The sequence below is a fragment of the Pseudomonas sp. CFBP 13711 genome (genome assembly GCF_014842265.1).
Classification (GTDB): domain Bacteria; phylum Pseudomonadota; class Gammaproteobacteria; order Pseudomonadales; family Pseudomonadaceae; genus Aquipseudomonas.
Genome location: NZ_JACYVI010000004.1, coordinates 218,151 through 234,857, shown reverse-complemented (window position 1 = coordinate 234,857; position 16,707 = coordinate 218,151). Strand labels below are relative to the sequence as shown.

Below are 16,707 nucleotides of genomic sequence, written 5' to 3'. Positions count from 1 at the left end.
CCCGGCTAAAGCCAGTCCTACGTTCGCCGATCAAGCCAGCATTTCAGGCGGCTCGAACGCGGTGATCGGCGGTACTTCGCCGTGCCACTTTTCAACGTCAACCGTCACTGTCTGCGCCGAGCAGCCCTGAGACAGACTCGAAGACCCAATGTCTTCAGTCAGCACATTCGGGTTGCCGTGCTTCTCCAGGCTCTTCGCCTGCCCCTTCACCAACGGATCAAACCAGGCGCCTGTGGCGATCTGTACCACGCCCGGGCGAATGTCGTCGGACACAATCACCCCGGCCAGAAAAGCACCTCGATCGTTGAACACCCTGACCACATCCCCCTCGGCAATCCCTCGCGCCAAGGCGTCCTGTCGGTTGATCGTCAACGGCTCCCGCCCATGAACTTTCGAGGCCTGGCTGTACGCGCCGTGATCGTATTGACTGTGCAGGCGCGTCTTCGGCTGGTTCGACAGCAGATGCAAGGGAAGTGGCTGGGTGGGCTTGTCCAGCCACACGGGATGGCCGGGGCAGTCGGCATAGCCAAAGCCTGCGATCTTCTCACTGAATATCTCGATCCTGCCCGACGGCGTCTGCAGCGGATTCCCCTGGGGATCATCCCGAAAGGCCTTGAGCAGCACAGTATCGTCTGCCGGGTAATCCACTTCGAACACGCCCTTGCGCCAGAACTCGTCAAAATCCGGCAGCTCGATGGCAAAGCTTCCGGCACGTGGTCGCGACTCTTCATACAGCAAGCGCAGCCATTGCCCGGCATCACGGCCCTCAGTAAACACCTGCTCGCAGTCCAGCCGACGGGACAGCCCGGCGAAGATCGCATAATCATCCCGCGCCTCCCCCACCGGCTCGATCACCTTGTGCATGGCGATCATGAAGCGGTCGGACGCCGCGCTACCGATGTCATCACGCTCCAGCGCAGTGGTCGCAGGCAGCACAATGTCCGCGTGTTTGGCCTGAGCGGTCCAGAACTGCTCGTGAACGATGATGGTTTCCGGACGCTGCCAGCCCTGCAGCAGTCGATTGATGTCCTGGTGGTGATGGAAAATGTTGCCGCCGGCCCAGTACACCAGTCGGACGTCCGGGTAGTGATAACGCTTGCCGTTGTAATCGAACGCCTCGCCGGGATTGAGCAGCATGTCGGTGACCCGCGCCACCGGGATGAAATCCTTGACCGGGTTCACGCCCTGGGAAAAGCGCGGCCCGGAAAACGCCCTGCGCCCGCTGCCGGTGTTGTTCATGCAGCCATAACCCAGCCCGAAGCCGCCGCCGGGCAGACCGATCTGCCCAAGCATCGCCGCCAACGTCACGGTCATCCAGAACGGTTGCTCGCCAAACTGTGCCCGCTGCAGTGAATAGGCGACGTTGATCATCGTGCGCTTGCCGGCCATCTCCCGCGCCAGGCTGACGATCCGTTGCGCCGGAATATCCGTCAGCGCTGCCGCCCACTCCGGCGTCTTCGCCACGCCATCTACCGCGCCGAGCACATATTCGATGAAGCGCTCATGCCCCACCGTATAACGACGCAGAAAATCTACGTTGTGCAGTCCTTCGTCCACCAGCACACAGCACAGCGCCATCATCAGCGCAGTGTCGGTGCCGGGCCGCACGGCGAGCCACTCATTGCGCTGCGGTCCGGTTAAATCATCACGCAGCGGGCTGACGTTGACGAACTGCACGCCAGCGTCCGACATCCTGCGAATGCCGTTGCTGACCAGATGATCGCTGGCACCCCCGGGGCTGCATTGCGCGTTCTTCAACGGCAACCCGCCAAACGCGACGAACAGCTCGCAATGCTCCGCCAGATTCTGCCAGGAGGTGTGGGCCGCCAGCAGCCAGTCCATGTTGCCGACGATGTGCGGCATCAGCACCCGGCCGGCGCCGAGGCTGTAACTGTCGACGCTGTAGACGTAGCCGCCGCAGCTGTTGAGGAAACGGTGCAACTGGCTTTGCGCATGATGAAACCGCCCCGCGCTGCCCCAGCCGTAACTGCCGCCGAATATCGCTTTGTTGCCATGCTCACTCTTTACCCGCGACAACTCGGTGGCGACCAGATCCAGCGCAACATCCCACGGCACCTCGACGAAGGCTTCGTTGCCGCGCAAGTGCGGGTTGCGCAGGGCCGGATGATCGTCGAAGCGCTCGAGAAAACTGCGGCGCACGGCCGGCCGACGGATACGCGTGGCCGAGTCGATTGCCCCGGGAATAGACGAACCAATCGGCGAAGGGTCCGCGTCCCACTCCACCGGATCCATGGCCTGAAGCCGTCCGTCAACAACCCGCGGACGGTAAGCGCCCCAATGCAACGAGGTGAAACTCATGGGTGAATGCTCCAGCAAGTGGGCCTGTGCGGTGACTGCCGTGATCGATCAACGCGCCGCTTGTGCCGACGCGTCAGCCCCGGCGTCAAGCGCAGCGGCAAAGGAGTCGTCGAACACAGTGCCAGCCGGATAGGACTTCGTCAGCCCCGCAGCGTTGAAAAAGTCGATGGTCTGCTGCGCCTGGGTTATGACCTGGGGTGAAATCGGCAGCACCACCGTCGCCGAACGCTCGAACCAGCCCCGCGCCACCTCGGGGTCGGCCTTGGACAGGACCGCCCACGCATTAGCGTACGTGTCGGTGTTCTGCTTGTTGGCGACCGACCAGGCCCGAGCTTTTTGCAGGCGCTGGAGGAAGTCGGTGATTTCCGGGCGCTTGTCTTTGATCGAGCGGTCATTGGCGACGACAAAGCTCTGCGCCGGGATCAGGTTTTGCGCGGTGGTGATCACCCGCCCGCCCTGGCGCTCCTGCTGAATCACGTAGGGATCCCACGTGGCGATGGCGTCAACCGAACCACCGTCCAGAGCATGGGAAGCGTCCAGCGCACTCAAATATCGATATTCCACCGCATCCCGCGCGATGCCGGCCTTGTCCAGCGCAGTCAGCATCAATTGCTGGCTCCACGAACCCTTCCAGATCGCCACCCGCTTGCCTTTAAGGTCGGCCACCGATTTGATCGGCGAATCCTTGCCCACCACGATCGCCACCCCCACCAGGTTCTGCCGTGAAACGCCAATCACCTTGATGGGCGCCCCTAACGCGCCGAGAAACAACACCGGCGCATCACCCAGCAAGCCGACGTCGAGGCTGCCGGCATTCAGCGCTTCCGCGACGGGTGAGCCGGCGGTGAACTGTTTCCATTCCAGCGTGTAGGGCAAATCGTTGAGAACGCCAGCGGCTTCCATGACGGTTCGGGCGCCATAGCTTTGATCGCCCACCACCAGTTCTGCGGCATGCACCGCGCTGAGTGAGCTGGTGAATAGAAGAAGGGATAACACAGGACGCAACAGAAGGGATTTGATCGACACAGGCAATCTCCGGGGAGGCTCCATCGGAACCGGATCATGAAATGAACGCCGGTCCGCCTGTGCGGTAGCCGATTCTTGGGCCTGCGCCGGGTGAAGCAGCGTCAGGGATCAGAACCATAGCATCGAAGGTTATATTAATTAAATTCAATATATTTATATGGAAATATGCGGAATGTGCAGGAAACCGCGAAAGTGCGTGAGCTTGATAAACCTAACGATTTTGCTTAAAGAGGTATGTATTGCATCGCTCGCCCATCATCCCGAACTAGGCGACTACGGGGCAATGGCATAGTATGCCAACATTCAATGGGCTCACATCTCTCAACCTGGAGCGGACTATGGCTACGCGTAACGTTGTACTGACCACGCATCAGGAACAGGTAATTCACGAACTGGTCCAATCCGGGCGGTACCAAAATGCCAGCGAAGTAATGCGCGAAGGACTGCGGCTGCTGGAACAGCGAATCGCTGAAGATACGGCAAAAGTTGAGGCCCTTCGCCAAGCCACCTCGATCGGCTTGATGGACCTTGAGCAGGGTCGCTTCACCGAACTCTACGAAGGCGACCTCAAGCAGTACCTCGAAGATTTGAGCGTTGAGGCAAATGTCGCCACACGCGCGAAGAACTGAGCATGTCGCACTATCGTATATCCAGCGCAGCGCGCGCCGACATCATCGACACTCTCAAGCACTCTCAGGCGCAGTTTGGCGACCAAGCACGACAACGCTATCAAGCGCTGATCCTTGAAGCGCTGCAGCTCATCGCTAACGCGCCCCACCGCATCGGCAGCTGTCAGCGGGATGAACTTGCACCGGGTCTTCGCAGCTTTCACCTCACTTACGCTCGCCAGCATGCCAGGCACATCCATGGTCCAGTCAAAAGCCCGAGACATCTCGAGTTGTATCGTGTGGCTAAAGACGAAGCAATTGAGGTCGTCAGGCTGCTTCATGACGCTATGGAAGTGGAGTTGCATGTACCACGAGCCTGATCCACTGCCTGCCAAAGCTGCGCACTTGCTCACTCGCCGAAAATGAGGACGCTGCGTGCGCCACTTTAAGAGAGCTTATTTTCTTCAAATCCCGGACAAACAAAAACGCCGCTCTGTTGAGCGGCGTTTTTGAGAATTTGGAGCGGGAAACGAGACTCGAACTCGCGACCCCGACCTTGGCAAGGTCGTGCTCTACCAACTGAGCTATTCCCGCAAATGGCGTCCCCTAGGGGACTCGAACCCCTGTTACCGCCGTGAAAGGGCGGTGTCCTAGGCCACTAGACGAAGGGGACACAGCCTGGAAACACCATGGTGTTGTGTTCCAGTTCCAGAAACACATCCGAAGACGCTTTCTGGTTTCACTCAACTTCGCCCGAAAGCAAAGCTGCTTAAAAATGGAGCGGGAAACGAGACTCGAACTCGCGACCCCGACCTTGGCAAGGTCGTGCTCTACCAACTGAGCTATTCCCGCAATGGCGTCCCCTAGGGGACTCGAACCCCTGTTACCGCCGTGAAAGGGCGGTGTCCTAGGCCACTAGACGAAGGGGACACGCTACAACATTCACTCCCTGCTACGCTCTGCTGTGTGCTTTACGCTGCAAGTGGCGCGCATTCTATGGATGGATATAGGGGTCGTCAACCCCTCAGTGAAAATATATTCAAATCAATGACTTCGCCCTCTATTTAGGCAATGAACGGCCGATACACACGTGTCAGCCGCCATGGGGAATATCAGGCGGAGTGACAGGACCACCTTCCCGCGATAGTGGATAGCCACTACACTCGCGCAAATTACTTGACTGAGGCTTGTGCGGTGACACCACTCTTTATCACCTTCTTGGTTGTAGCAGGCATCGTGCTCCTCATTGCGGTGGGCTACCTGAATCATGTCGCAGAAGGCAAAAAGGTCGAGCGCGCGCGAAGCATGGTCGAGCTCAATGATCGGTTACGTCGCTGCAGCGAGCTGTCGGAAACCTTCCCCGGTCAGCTGATGACACCGGCGCTCAAGCTGCTGCTGGTGCGCCTGGAGCTGAACGTGGTCAAGCGCCTGCTCGCTCTGGAAAAAAGGAACAACCCGAACCTTCAGGAACGCCAGGCTGAACTGGAAGCGCTGGTGGCCCAGGGTGACGCGATCACGGTCAGCAACCCGGCGAGCCCGATTCAGACCGAAGCCAAGGCCAAGGACGTGCGCTTTCTTTTAGAAGCCATGCACGGCCAGGTCACGCGAGCGGCCCACGATGGTTTCCTGCAAACAGCTGAAGCCAAGCACTGGATTCGCGAGATCCGCAATTTGCTGGTGCTGCTGCACATCGAGTTCTTCAACAACCTGGGCCAGCACGCGATGAGTCAGGAGCAGCCTGGCCAGGCCCGTCTGGCATTTGAGCGCGGCGTTCAATATCTGAAAAATCAGCCTGAGCCCGCGCCGTGGAAAGCCCACCTGCAGGCCATGGAACGGCAACTGGCCAAGGCCAACTCCATGGTACTGGACACCATTGCACCGACTGAAGACGACAATAACGAGCTGACCGAAGGCTTGAAGGTCGTGGACGCCGACGCCGAGTGGAAAAAGAAAGCTATCTACGACTGATGGCTGACGCCTGACGCACCGCGCAACACGGTGCGTCAGGACTTCATCTCAGCAATCGGTTGATTCCAGGAAAATCGCCGCCAGCCGCTCAATCCCCGCCTGATCTTCCTCGCTGAAGCGCCCGACACTCGGGCTGTCCAGATCCAGAACGCCAATCAGCTTTCCGTCCTTTATCAAAGGCACCACCACCTCGCTATTGGAAGCACTGTCGCAGGCGATGTGTCCGGGAAACTCATGGACATCGTGCACGCGCTGGGTTTCGCGGCTCTGTGCCGCCGTGCCGCAGACGCCCTTGCCGAACGGAATGCGCACGCAGGCGATCTGGCCCTGGAACGGACCCAGCACCAGCTCTTCGTTGCGATTGAGGTAGAAGCCTGCCCAGTTCAAGTCGTCGAGCTGGCTAAAAAGGAAGGCCGAAAACTGCGCCGCGTTGGCGATGAAGTCGCGCTCGTCGGCCAGCAGGGATTCCAGTTGTGCAGCCAGCAGGCGGTAGCCATCAAGGCCCTCCCCTGCAGAATTCAAATCGATCATGCGTCTTGCTCCAGCATTTTCAAACCTACCCAATAACGGGCGAACTGATACGCGCAACGACCGTTGCGGTTGCCACGGCCGGTCGCCCAGCGCACGGCGTGGATCTCAAGCGTTTCATCGCGTTGCCATTGCAGGCCTGCCTTGGTCGCCAGTTCGCCAATCCAGTGCTCCACCACATCCAGGAAATGCTCCTGGGTGAAGGGATAGAACGACAGCCAGAGGCCGAAGCGGTCCGACAACGCAATTTTGTCCTCGACCGCTTCGCTCGGGTGAATCTCGCCGTCGTCACCACGCTGCCAGTGAGCGTTATCGCTCTCCTTCTCCGGCACCAGATGACGGCGGTTGGACGTGGCGTACAGCAGGACGTTGTCCGGCGCTTGCTCCAGCGAACCGTCGAGCACGCTTTTGAGCACCCGGTAGTCGCCTTCACCGGATTCGAACGACAGGTCATCGCAGAACAGTACGAAGCGCTGGGGCAACTTCTGCAGTTGCTCGACCACACGCGGCAGATCGCCCAGATGATCGCGCTCGATCTCGATCAGGCGCAGACCGGCTTTGGCGTGCTCGGCCAGCAAGGCGCGGACCAGCGACGACTTGCCCGTGCCACGGGATCCCCAGAGCAGCGCATGGTTGGCGGGCAGGCCGTCGATGAACTGCTGGGTATTGCGGCCCAGTTGCTCGCGCTGGCGGTCGACGCCGATGAGGTCGGACAGGCGCATGTCCAGCGTGACTTCCAGCGGCATCAGGTAACCGCCGCGGCCTTCGTGCACCCAGCGCGCGGCCAGCGTCGTCTCCCAATCGACGGGCTGACGCACCGCCGGCAACAGAGGTTCGAGACGCGCCAGTACCGACTCGGCGCGCTCCAGAAATGCGTTCAATCGAGAATCCACGGTTTCTCCTTGATTTAACGGGTTAACGCCCGGCCGCGATCAGCTATGCTTGCCATGCGACGGACACAAGAAGTGACAGTGCCTTTATGGATATACCGATCACCCACCGGCTGTCATTCAAACAGGCCCGTTTGACTGTGCTGATCGGCTTTGTATTGGGCACGCTGCTCAGCCTGTTTCAAATTGCCCTCGATTATGCCAGCGAAGACGCGTCCATCGATCGTGAAATTCGCTCCTTGCTGCAAATCAGCCACAACCCCGCCTCGCGCATTGCTTACAACCTGGACGCAGAACTGGCGCAAGAGCTGACCCTCGGCCTGCTGCACTCCCCGGCCGTGGTCGGCGCGCGGCTGACCGATAACAACAACGTTCAGCTCGCTGCCGTGTCTCGACCCTTGGCGAACAGCGCTTACCGGATGGTCAGTGATTTCCTGTTCGGCGGGAGTCGGCAGTTCGAAGACATGCTGCATCTGGACCACATGCCTGACGAGTCGATCGGCACCTTGCACCTGGACGTCGACACCTTCGCCTTCGGCAGCCATTTCCTGCAGCGGGCCGTGATCACCCTGGTCAACGGCTTCGTGCGCAGCCTGGTGCTGGCTGGCCTGTTGCTGGCGCTGTTTTACTTCACCCTCACCAAACCGCTGACGGGCATGATCCGTGCACTGTCCGAACGGGATCCGCGTAGCCCCGTTCAGCCGCCAGTGCCCTGCCCGCGCGGCCATGAGCAAGACGAAATCGGCGTGCTGGTGGCGGTCACCAATCGGCAGTTCGAGAGCGTGGCCAGTGAGTTCGCACGGCGGCGGGAGGCGGAAAACCGGCTCACCGATCATCTCAACGAGCTGGAAGACATCGTCTCCGCGCGCACCAATCAGCTCGAAGCCAGCAACGCCCGGCTCAGTCAGTCCAACGAAGAACTGCAGATCGCGCGCAGTACCGCGCTAGACATGGCCCACGCGCGCTCGGCGTTTCTGGCCCACATGAGCCATGAAATCCGCACGCCGCTCAATGGCTTGTTGGGCATGCTGGCGCTGTCCCTCGATGGCCCGCTGAGTGCAGAACAGCGCCAGCAGCTGTCCATCGCCCACGACTCGGGCAAGGTGCTGGTCGAACTGCTCAACGACATTCTCGACCTGTCGAAATTCGACGCCGGCCAGGTAGAGCTTGAGCGCATTCCGTTCGATCTCGCCGCCTTGATCGAAGACACCGCCAGCCTGCTGTCGCAAAACGCGGCGCCGAATGTCGAACTGACCTGCCTGATCGACCCGCGCTTTCCGGCGTCCGTGCTGGGTGACCCGACCCGGGTGCGGCAGATCGTCAGCAACCTGCTTTCGAACGCGCTGAAGTTCACCCGCGCCGGCCGCGTGGACGTGCGCCTCAGTCAGCACGGCGACCACGTGCGCATCGAGGTCTGCGACACCGGCATCGGCATCGCGCAGGACGCTCAGGCGAAAATCTTCCAGCCGTTTACCCAGGCCGAAGCCGCGATCACCCGGCAGTACGGCGGAACCGGCCTGGGCCTGACCCTGACCCACAACCTGACCGATGCCATGAACGGGCAATTGAGTATCGAGTCCGCTGTCGGCGTCGGCAGCCGCTTTCGTGTGGACCTGCCGCTGCCGGCACACACGCCCGCGCTGCAATGGCCGTTGCTGAAGGGCAAGGTACTGGTGGCCAGCGACACAGGCAGCGGTTTGCTGGAAATGCTCAGCGGACTGCTGCCGGAATGGGGCGTTACCTGTCAGCCGCTGGCAGAAGGCGCGCCACCCGACGCCGACGCAGACCTGCTGATCACCGATTGCCCGCAATGCCTGGTGGCGATCCGCGAAGCGTGCACGGTGCCGGTGTTGCTGGTGACGGCGTACGGCAATTTCATGCCCGGCGAGCAGGTTGCGATCCTGGCACCGCTGCAGCAGCAGGCGCGGCCGTTGCCGCGCAACGTCCTGCATCAAAGCCTTGAGCGCATTCTGGATGCCGACGGTCAGGCAGGTATCAGCCACGAACAGGGTGGCCCCTCACCCACCCATCGGGCGCGTATTTTGCTGGTGGAGGACAACCCGGTTAATCAACTGGTGGCGAAGGGCATGCTCGGCAAGCTCGGCTGCGATGTGGTCATCAGCAGCAATGGCGCCGAGGCGCTGCAGCAACTCGAGCAGGACCACTTCGATCTGGTGCTGATGGACTGCAACATGCCAGTAATGAACGGCTACGACGCCACCCGACGAATCCGGGAAATCGGGCGCTGGTCGGATCTGCCGATCATCGCGCTAACGGCCAACGCGATGCCGGAAGAACGCGAACACTGCAAAGCCGCGGGCATGAGCGACTACCTGGCCAAGCCGTTTCGTCGCGAGGAATTGATGGCATTGCTGGATCAGTGGATCCTCGTGGAACAGCCGCATTAAAGGCTGCTTCGATCAACCGGTCGCGTGTTCTTTCAACAGCGCTTCGATGTCGGCCTTGATGTCTTCCGGCTTGGTCAATGGGGCATAACGCTTGACCAGCTTGCCGTCACGGCCCACCAGAAACTTGGTGAAGTTCCACTTGATGCCTTCCGAACCCAGCAGCCCCGGCGCGCGCTTCTTGAGCTGCACGAACAGCGGGTGGGCGTGGCTGCCGTTGACGTCGATCTTCTTGAACAGCGGAAAGCTCACCCCGTAGTTCAGTTCGCAAAAGTCGGAAATCGCGCCTTCGTTGCCCGGCTCCTGCTTGCCGAACTGGTTGCACGGAAAGCCCAGCACCACCAGCCCGCGATCCTTGTAGCCCTGCCACAACTCCTCAAGGCCCTTGTATTGCGGGGTGAAACCGCACTTGCTGGCGGTGTTCACCACCAGTACCGCCTTGCCGCCGAAATCAGCCAGGGTCTTGTGCTCGCCCTTGATCGTTTGCACCGGAATGTTCAGCAGTTCGTCGCTCATGGCGATGCCTCGAAATTGTAAACCGCCAAGCTAGCGCGCCATTGTCCGGCGCGCTATCCCATTGTTGCCGGTGATAAGCCTGCATCAGGCGCTGCGCGGCACCAGGTCCAGGCACACGGAGTTGATGCAGTAGCGCAGACCGGTGGGCGGCGGACCGTCCGGGAACACGTGGCCGAGGTGGGCATCGCATTTACTGCAGACCACTTCGGTGCGGATCATGCCGTGACTGACGTCGCGCACTTCGACCACTGCGCTGCCTTCCAGCGGCGCGTAGAAGCTCGGCCAGCCGCAACCCGAATCGAACTTGGTCTTCGAATCGAACAGGGGCTCGTTGCAGCAGATGCAGTGGTAAATGCCGTCGGTCTTGGTCTCGTTGTATTTGCCGCTGAATGGACGCTCCGTGCCCTTCAGCCGGCAGACGTTGTACTGCTCCGGATCGAGCATCGCTTTCCATTCTTCAAGGGTTTTATCCAGCTTAGCCACGGGTAGACCTCCGTAAATGAAAAAGCCCGATCTGTGTCTTTTCCACGGATCGGGTGGCACGTATGATTGCGCCTTCGTTGGACGCCAGTCTGTCACCCGCGTTTCTCGCGTACAAACCCATTTTGATGGCGTCATGCTCAGCGGTCTGCGCTTCTTCATACAGCGGGCCGTCTCTTTTCGGGACCAATCACCATGCAGTTCAGCAAATCGAACAAGCTCGCCAACGTCTGCTACGACATTCGCGGGCCGGTGCTCAAGCACGCCAAGCGCCTGGAAGAGGAAGGCCATCGCATCCTCAAGCTGAACATCGGCAACCCGGCGCCGTTTGGTTTCGAGGCGCCGGACGAAATCCTGCAGGACGTGATCCGCAACCTGCCCATGGCTCAGGGATACAGCGATTCGAAAGGTCTGTTCAGCGCGCGCAAGGCGGTGATGCAGTACTACCAGCAGAAGCAGGTCGAAGGTGTCGGCATCGAAGACATCTATCTGGGCAATGGCGTCTCGGAACTGATCGTGATGTCGATGCAGGCCTTGCTCAATAACGGCGACGAAGTACTGGTGCCGGCGCCGGACTACCCGCTGTGGACCGCAGCCGTGGCATTGTCCGGTGGCAACCCGGTGCATTATCTGTGCGACGAGCAGGCCAACTGGTGGCCTGATCTGGAAGACATGAAGGCCAAGATCACGCCGAACACCAAGGCCATGGTGATCATCAACCCGAACAACCCGACCGGCGCCGTCTATTCCCGTGAAGTGTTGCTGGGGATGCTGGAGATTGCCCGTCAGCACAATCTGGTGGTCTTCTCCGACGAAATCTACGACAAGATTCTTTACGACGACGCCGTGCACATCTGCACCGCGTCTCTGGCTCCAGACTTGTTGTGCCTGACCTTCAACGGGCTGTCGAAATCCTACCGCGTGGCGGGTTTCCGTTCGGGCTGGATCGCCATTTCCGGGCCCAAGCACAACGCAGTCAGCTATATCGAAGGCATCGATATCCTGGCAAACATGCGGCTGTGTGCCAACGTGCCCAGCCAGCACGCGATCCAGACCGCCCTGGGTGGCTATCAGAGCATCAATGACCTGATCCTGCCGCCGGGCCGCTTGCTGGAACAGCGCAACCGGACCTGGGAATTGCTCAACGACATCCCGGGCGTCAGTTGCGTGAAACCGATGGGCGCGTTGTACGCCTTCCCGCGCATTGACCCGAAAGTCTGCCCGATCCACAACGACGAGAAGTTCGCGCTGGACCTGTTGCTCTCGGAAAAACTGCTGATCGTTCAGGGTACGGCATTCAACTGGCCGTGGCCGGACCACTTCCGCGTGGTGACGCTGCCGCGGGTGGATGACCTGGAACAGGCCATTGGCCGGATCGGCAATTTTCTGAAGACTTACAAGCAGTAACGGACCTGATGGAGCCGGCTCGCAGGTGCCCTCCTGCAAGCCGGCTCCGGCCGATTCAGGCGCAATCGCTCTGCCCTCACCCTCTCGCCGATGACTCTTATCGACGTGGCGACAGCAAACGACACAGTTTGAAATGATCGCCCGGTTGAATACGCTCCGACATCACCTTATATACCCCCGCAGTACGTTACATATTCTTCCTGAGGAGAAACTCTTAACCATGATGCGCATTTTGCTGTTTTTGGCCACTAACCTTGCGGTCGTGCTGATTGCCAGCATCACCCTGAGCCTTTTTGGCTTCAACGGGTTCATGGCGGCCAACGGGGTTGATCTGAACCTCAGTCAGCTGCTGATCTCCTGCGCTGTGTTCGGTTTCGCCGGTTCGCTGTTCTCGCTGTTCATCTCCAAGTGGATGGCGAAGATGAGCACGGGCACCGAGATCATTACCCAACCCCGCACCCGCCATGAGCAATGGCTGCTGCAGACCGTAGAACAACTGTCCCGCGATGCGGGCATCAAGATGCCGGAAGTGGGTATTTTCCCCGCCTACGAGGCCAACGCCTTTGCCACCGGCTGGAACAAGAACGACGCGCTGGTTGCGGTGAGTCAGGGCCTGCTGGAGCGCTTTTCGCCCGATGAAGTGAAGGCGGTGCTGGCTCACGAGATCGGTCACGTGGCCAACGGCGACATGGTCACGCTGGCGCTGGTCCAGGGCGTGGTCAACACCTTCGTCATGTTCTTCGCACGGATCATCGGCAACTTCGTCGACAAGGTGATCTTCAAGAACGAAGAAGGCCGTGGCATCGCGTTCTACATCGCGACCATCTTTGCCGAAATCGTGCTGGGCTTCCTCGCCAGCGCCATCGTCATGTGGTTCTCGCGCAAGCGTGAATACCGCGCCGACGACGCCGGTGCCCGGCTGGCCGGTACGGGCGCGATGATCAGCGCTCTGCAGCGTCTGCGTTCGGAACAGGGCGTTCCGGTGCAAATGCCTGAGAGCATGACGGCGTTCGGCATCAACGGTGGTTTGAAGCACGGCCTGGCCGGGCTGTTCATGAGCCACCCGCCGCTGGAAGAACGCATCGAGGCGCTTCGTCGCCGCGGTTGATTCCGTGATAGCTGCAACGAAAAAGGGCGACATGAAGTCGCCCTTTTCTTTTATGCTCGTTTCTTGGTGCTGTGCTATCGGCGATACAGCCGATACGCATATTCCATCAGGGACGTCGCGCCCGCCTGCTTGAACTTCACGCCCTGCTCCAGCACATCCAGATCCCCGACGCGCTTGACCCGCCAATCGGGGGACAACAGCTGCAGCACCTCATCCTCATCCACCGAGAACGGCGGACCGGCGATCAGCGACTGATCATAGTCCAGCGTCACCAGTAAGCCGCAGGCGTCGTTCGACAGTAAGTTATTGAGCTGTTTGACGTAACGCCAGCGCAAGTCCGGTGGCAGCGCGATCAGGGCGGCTCGGTCGTAGAATGCGGTGCAGTCACCAACGTCTTCGGGCTTGAGGGCAAAGAAGTCGCCGCACCAGATCTCGCAGCCCTCCGCACGATAAAGCTTAAGCGCGCCACGCTCCTCGAGCGTCGGCTGCAAGCCGTTCTCGCTGAAGAATCCCGCCACCGCTATCTCAGACAATTCCGCGCCCACCACGTGAAAACCCTGGTTGAGCAGCCAGACCATGTCGATGCTTTTGCCGCACAACGGCACCAGCACGCGTTCCCCCGGCATGGCGGTGAGCTCTGGCCACAGGCGCAACAGGTGCGAATTCACAGACGCCTGATTGAAACCGATCTGATTGATCGCCCAGCGCTCATGCCAAAAACGCGGCTCCATAGACACTCCTGATATCCCGATCAAAACGGACAAAAACTTATATTAGATTTAGATGGATGTACTGCCCGATCATGCCACTCACCTTATACGCTCCGGACACTGCAAATGCTGCCTACCCTGTTCATTTCCCACGGCTCGCCTATGCTTGCGCTCGAACCGGGCGAAAGCGGGCCTGCACTCGCGCGTCTGGCCGCCGCCCTGCCGCGGCCCAAGGCCATCGTGATTGTCTCGGCGCACTGGGAAAGCAATGAACTGCTGGTCAACGGCAATCCCCAGCCGGAGACCTGGCATGACTTCGGCGGCTTCCCTCCTGAACTCTTCGCCGTGCAGTATCCGGCGCCCGGCATGCCGGAGCTGACTCACCGCGTGCTGGAACTGTTGGCGGAGGCGGACCTGCCGGCGCGCATGAACACCCAACGGCCGTTCGACCATGGGGTCTGGGTGCCGCTGTCGTTGATGTACCCGCAGGCGGACATCCCCATCGTGCAGGTTTCACTGCCCTCGCGCATGGGCCCTGCCCTGCAGACGAAGGTGGGGCAGGCATTGAACCGACTGCGCGAGGAGAGCGCGTTGCTGATCGGTTCGGGGAGCATCACCCATAACTTGCGAGAGCTGGACTGGCAGGCGGGGCCGGAAAGCATCACGCCGTGGGCCTTGGTGTTCCGCGACTGGATGGTGGACAAGCTGGCGGCGGACGACCTTGAAGCCCTGCACGACTATCGAAACCAGGCGCCGCACGCTGCGCGCAATCACCCGACGGATGAACACCTGCTGCCGCTGTATTTCGCGCGGGCGGCGGGCGGGGAATTCAGTATTGAGCACCAGGGCTTCACCATGGGTGCGCTGGGGATGGACATTTATCGGTTTGGTTGAGGAGCGCTGATTCAGCTCCGTAGCACTGGCTTTAGCCGGGAAGAGGCCAGCTCAGGCGCCATTAGTTATGTGGTGTGCCATCTGACGCTTTACCAGCTAAAGCCGGTCCCGCAGAGATCCAAAGCTTGATGGCGGCGTACCAGATACGCCCCACGCGTCTACCTGTTCAAGTTCAGACGGCAGCTCCAGCCCGGACGACGCGGACTCATGTGGGACCGGCTTTAGCCGGGAAGAGGCCAGCTCAGTCGACATCAATTATGTGGTGTGCCATCTGACGCTTTCCCGGCTAAAGCCGGTCCCACTGACATCAAAAGCCTGTCGGCACGGCAACATCCCGTAACCGCCCTACCGTTGACCACTCGTCGGACCGCCTGCATCCTGCGCCGCCTTAAATTGGCGGACATCAGGAAGGTCATGTTCAAGGACGATAAAGAAGATCCCTTTTGGGCTAACTCGATCTTCGAAGGCACTACGCTTCCCAACGGAGGCGCGTCGTGGGCAGCGTGGAATCCGCCTCCCGAACCCGTGCGGGTGCCCACTCCGATGCCAGAGCGCTGGCCGGCCCCGAAGGAGCGCACGGACAAGGTCTTCGCCAAATCCTGCACCGGGGAATGGTGCAGCACTGACGCCGGCACTGAGGTAGAGCCCGCCTCCAACTTCGGCGCGATCATGATGGCGGGCGCCATGCTGCTGCCCTCCGCCTCCAACGCCATTGCCGCCGCACTCGGCGCAGACATGGGACTGGGCCGCATGGCCGGTGGCGGCATCATGCAACGCAGCCACACTTGGCTGCTTCGCGGAGCCGGCGGACCGGCGAGTCTCTTCATCGTGGGCATGCTCCCGGCGAAGATGGGCGACGGCACGCTCTACACCGACGACGAATTGCGCAACCTGACTCAGGCGACCACAAGGGTGCGCTTTCAGTTGCGCCGTGATGCCGAAGGCGAGTTGCAGATTTACGGCATCCATTCCAAGGCATCCGGCGACGATTCGGTCCGCACCGTGCAAGCCCGCTGGAATGCCGACAAAAGCGCGATGGAAGCCCATCTCAACGGCGTCACCATTCTCATGACGCCCCGCCGAGGTCGATACGGGACGCTGGAACCGCTGGTCTACCCTGAAAACAGCGATGCCCGTTTAGGCACCATTCTCGTCCACCCGATCCCGGACGACGCCGACAGCCAGCTCGAAGGCCTCCCCGGCGACGACATCACCGCAGAAGACTGCATCCTGGTCTTCCCCGCTGATTCGGGGCTGAGGTCGATGTATGTGGTGTATGCGCGGCCTTTTAATGGGGATCATGGGTATCATCCGCCTCCGAAAGAGCTCGCGGCATTTCCCGATGCAAAGGTTGCGCCTCGGAAGACGTCGATCAAGGGCGGTGGAGGTCTGCGCAAACGGTGGAAAACCCAGGCAGGCGAGATTTTCGAATGGGACAGCCAGCACGGGACAGTTGAAAAATACAACAAGCGAGGAAAACACTTGGGAGAGTTCGACGTAGAAACAGGCACTCAAACCAAAAGTGCAGACAGCACACGCGAGGTTGAACCTTGAAATACATCGTTGAAGTATTCGACAGAGAGAGCGAACTGCTGGAGCTTGAAATCAACCTGCCGGAGGGATGCGATGCCGACCTGAGCGACATCATGGGATGGTTGAATCCACAACGTGGCGACGAAGGTTACAACCTGAATCCTCAGCAGGCTTTAGCGATTGAGGCGTTGGCTGGCAGGAAATTCTTTGATGACCGCCATATTTGCCAACTCACCTGCAACGTCGAATGACGGTCTATTGAAGATGACACGCATCAGAGACTTTCATGGGCGAGCGGGTCGCTTTAACGGTCAG

The 16,707-nt window shown here is 60.2% G+C and carries 16 protein-coding genes and 4 tRNA genes; 9 read left to right on the top strand and 11 right to left on the bottom strand.

Annotated features, from left to right (window positions below):
* Positions 1 to 30 precede the first annotated feature (30 nt).
* Together IFT47_RS10245 and IFT47_RS10240 are read right to left on the bottom strand one after the other, a co-directional pair.
* Positions 31 to 2,319 carry a molybdopterin guanine dinucleotide-containing S/N-oxide reductase gene (locus IFT47_RS10245; protein WP_192172761.1) on the bottom strand — a complete coding sequence of 763 codons (2,289 nt, stop codon included), beginning with the start codon at positions 2,317 to 2,319 and terminating at the stop codon, positions 31 to 33.
* A gap of 48 nt (positions 2,320 to 2,367) precedes the next feature.
* A complete protein-coding gene (locus IFT47_RS10240; RefSeq protein ID WP_342345376.1) occupies positions 2,368 to 3,315 on the bottom strand; it encodes an ABC transporter substrate-binding protein in 948 nt (315 codons plus the stop codon).
* Between the two features lie 368 nt (positions 3,316 to 3,683).
* Here IFT47_RS10240 and IFT47_RS10235 point away from each other — a divergent pair, with 368 nt between their 5' ends.
* On the top strand, positions 3,684 to 3,974 hold the full coding sequence (locus IFT47_RS10235; protein ID WP_192172763.1) for a type II toxin-antitoxin system ParD family antitoxin: 291 nt from the start codon (positions 3,684 to 3,686) through the stop codon (positions 3,972 to 3,974).
* A 2-nt stretch (positions 3,975 to 3,976) separates the two neighbouring features.
* The gene (locus tag IFT47_RS10230) at positions 3,977 to 4,333 is read left to right on the top strand and encodes a type II toxin-antitoxin system RelE/ParE family toxin (protein WP_192172764.1); all 357 of its coding nucleotides are present in this window, start codon (positions 3,977 to 3,979) and stop codon (positions 4,331 to 4,333) included.
* Between the two features lie 138 nt (positions 4,334 to 4,471).
* Here IFT47_RS10230 and IFT47_RS10225 read toward each other — a convergent pair.
* From IFT47_RS10225 to IFT47_RS10210, 4 genes are all read right to left on the bottom strand, one after another.
* Positions 4,472 to 4,547, bottom strand: a tRNA-Gly gene (locus tag IFT47_RS10225).
* Between the two features lie 3 nt (positions 4,548 to 4,550).
* A tRNA-Glu gene (locus tag IFT47_RS10220) sits at positions 4,551 to 4,626 on the bottom strand.
* Positions 4,627 to 4,729: 103 nt separating this feature from the next.
* Positions 4,730 to 4,805 (bottom strand) — tRNA-Gly (locus IFT47_RS10215).
* Between the two features lie 2 nt (positions 4,806 to 4,807).
* Positions 4,808 to 4,883, bottom strand: a tRNA-Glu gene (locus IFT47_RS10210).
* A gap of 264 nt (positions 4,884 to 5,147) precedes the next feature.
* Here IFT47_RS10210 and IFT47_RS10205 point away from each other — a divergent pair.
* Positions 5,148 to 5,921 (top strand): hypothetical protein, encoded by a 774-nt coding sequence (locus tag IFT47_RS10205; RefSeq protein ID WP_192172765.1) that lies wholly within the window; start codon positions 5,148 to 5,150, stop codon positions 5,919 to 5,921.
* Positions 5,922 to 5,969: 48 nt separating this feature from the next.
* Here IFT47_RS10205 and IFT47_RS10200 read toward each other — a convergent pair whose 3' ends face one another.
* Positions 5,970 to 6,452, bottom strand: a complete 483-nt coding sequence (locus IFT47_RS10200; RefSeq protein ID WP_192172766.1) for a GAF domain-containing protein — start codon at positions 6,450 to 6,452, stop codon at positions 5,970 to 5,972.
* Complete coding sequence (locus tag IFT47_RS10195; protein WP_192172767.1) at positions 6,449 to 7,342, bottom strand: DUF815 domain-containing protein; 894 nt, start codon at positions 7,340 to 7,342, stop codon at positions 6,449 to 6,451. Before IFT47_RS10195 ends, IFT47_RS10200 begins: the two co-directional genes overlap by 4 nt.
* An 86-nt stretch (positions 7,343 to 7,428) precedes the next feature.
* Between IFT47_RS10195 and IFT47_RS10190 the strand changes: the two genes are divergently transcribed.
* Entirely contained in the window at positions 7,429 to 9,747 is a 2,319-nt protein-coding gene (locus IFT47_RS10190; RefSeq protein WP_192172768.1) for a hybrid sensor histidine kinase/response regulator, read from the top strand.
* Positions 9,748 to 9,759: 12 nt separating this feature from the next.
* Here IFT47_RS10190 and IFT47_RS10185 read toward each other — a convergent pair whose 3' ends face one another.
* On the bottom strand, positions 9,760 to 10,260 hold the full coding sequence (locus IFT47_RS10185) for a glutathione peroxidase (protein WP_192172769.1): 501 nt from the start codon (positions 10,258 to 10,260) through the stop codon (positions 9,760 to 9,762).
* A gap of 84 nt (positions 10,261 to 10,344) precedes the next feature.
* Entirely contained in the window at positions 10,345 to 10,743 is a 399-nt protein-coding gene (msrB, locus tag IFT47_RS10180; protein WP_192172770.1) for a peptide-methionine (R)-S-oxide reductase MsrB, read from the bottom strand.
* Positions 10,744 to 10,935: 192 nt separating this feature from the next.
* Here msrB and IFT47_RS10175 point away from each other — a divergent pair, with 192 nt between their 5' ends.
* Together IFT47_RS10175 and htpX are read left to right on the top strand one after the other, a co-directional pair.
* Positions 10,936 to 12,147: a pyridoxal phosphate-dependent aminotransferase gene (locus tag IFT47_RS10175; protein ID WP_065993069.1), complete on the top strand. Its 1,212-nt coding sequence runs from the start codon at positions 10,936 to 10,938 to the stop codon at positions 12,145 to 12,147.
* Positions 12,148 to 12,367: 220 nt separating this feature from the next.
* Complete coding sequence (htpX, locus tag IFT47_RS10170) at positions 12,368 to 13,255, top strand: protease HtpX (RefSeq protein WP_192172771.1); 888 nt, start codon at positions 12,368 to 12,370, stop codon at positions 13,253 to 13,255.
* 74 nt (positions 13,256 to 13,329) lie between these two features.
* Here the strand turns inward: htpX and IFT47_RS10165 are convergent, their stop codons facing one another.
* Positions 13,330 to 13,986, bottom strand: coding sequence for a thiopurine S-methyltransferase (locus IFT47_RS10165; protein ID WP_192172772.1), 657 nt, complete (start codon positions 13,984 to 13,986; stop codon positions 13,330 to 13,332).
* Positions 13,987 to 14,091: 105 nt separating this feature from the next.
* On the opposite strand from IFT47_RS10165, the gene IFT47_RS10160 reads away from it, so the two are divergent.
* The 3 genes from IFT47_RS10160 (at position 14,092) to IFT47_RS10150 (ending at position 16,643) form a co-directional block, all read left to right on the top strand.
* Positions 14,092 to 14,859 (top strand): DODA-type extradiol aromatic ring-opening family dioxygenase, encoded by a 768-nt coding sequence (locus IFT47_RS10160; protein WP_192172773.1) that lies wholly within the window; start codon positions 14,092 to 14,094, stop codon positions 14,857 to 14,859.
* Between the two features lie 414 nt (positions 14,860 to 15,273).
* Entirely contained in the window at positions 15,274 to 16,413 is a 1,140-nt protein-coding gene (locus tag IFT47_RS10155) for a colicin E3/pyocin S6 family cytotoxin (protein WP_192172774.1), read from the top strand.
* On the top strand, positions 16,410 to 16,643 hold the full coding sequence (locus tag IFT47_RS10150; protein ID WP_192172775.1) for a DUF7683 domain-containing protein: 234 nt from the start codon (positions 16,410 to 16,412) through the stop codon (positions 16,641 to 16,643). Before IFT47_RS10155 ends, IFT47_RS10150 begins: the two co-directional genes overlap by 4 nt.
* Positions 16,644 to 16,707 lie beyond the last annotated feature (64 nt).

Bases quoted from the DNA above. Each gene is read 5' to 3' on its own strand.
- IFT47_RS10200 (WP_192172766.1), bottom strand. From the start codon at position 6,452: ATGATCGATTTGAATTCTGCAGGGGAGGGCCTTGATGGCTACCGCCTG.
- IFT47_RS10155 (WP_192172774.1), top strand. From the start codon at position 15,274: ATGTTCAAGGACGATAAAGAAGATCCCTTTTGGGCTAACTCGATCTTC.
- IFT47_RS10160 (WP_192172773.1), top strand. From the start codon at position 14,092: ATGCTGCCTACCCTGTTCATTTCCCACGGCTCGCCTATGCTTGCGCTC.
- IFT47_RS10190 (WP_192172768.1), top strand. From the start codon at position 7,429: ATGGATATACCGATCACCCACCGGCTGTCATTCAAACAGGCCCGTTTG.
- IFT47_RS10245 (WP_192172761.1), bottom strand. From the start codon at position 2,319: ATGAGTTTCACCTCGTTGCATTGGGGCGCTTACCGTCCGCGGGTTGTT.
- IFT47_RS10235 (WP_192172763.1), top strand. From the start codon at position 3,684: ATGGCTACGCGTAACGTTGTACTGACCACGCATCAGGAACAGGTAATT.
- htpX (WP_192172771.1), top strand. From the start codon at position 12,368: ATGATGCGCATTTTGCTGTTTTTGGCCACTAACCTTGCGGTCGTGCTG.
- IFT47_RS10230 (WP_192172764.1), top strand. From the start codon at position 3,977: ATGTCGCACTATCGTATATCCAGCGCAGCGCGCGCCGACATCATCGAC.
- IFT47_RS10175 (WP_065993069.1), top strand. From the start codon at position 10,936: ATGCAGTTCAGCAAATCGAACAAGCTCGCCAACGTCTGCTACGACATT.
- IFT47_RS10185 (WP_192172769.1), bottom strand. From the start codon at position 10,260: ATGAGCGACGAACTGCTGAACATTCCGGTGCAAACGATCAAGGGCGAG.
- IFT47_RS10165 (WP_192172772.1), bottom strand. From the start codon at position 13,986: ATGGAGCCGCGTTTTTGGCATGAGCGCTGGGCGATCAATCAGATCGGT.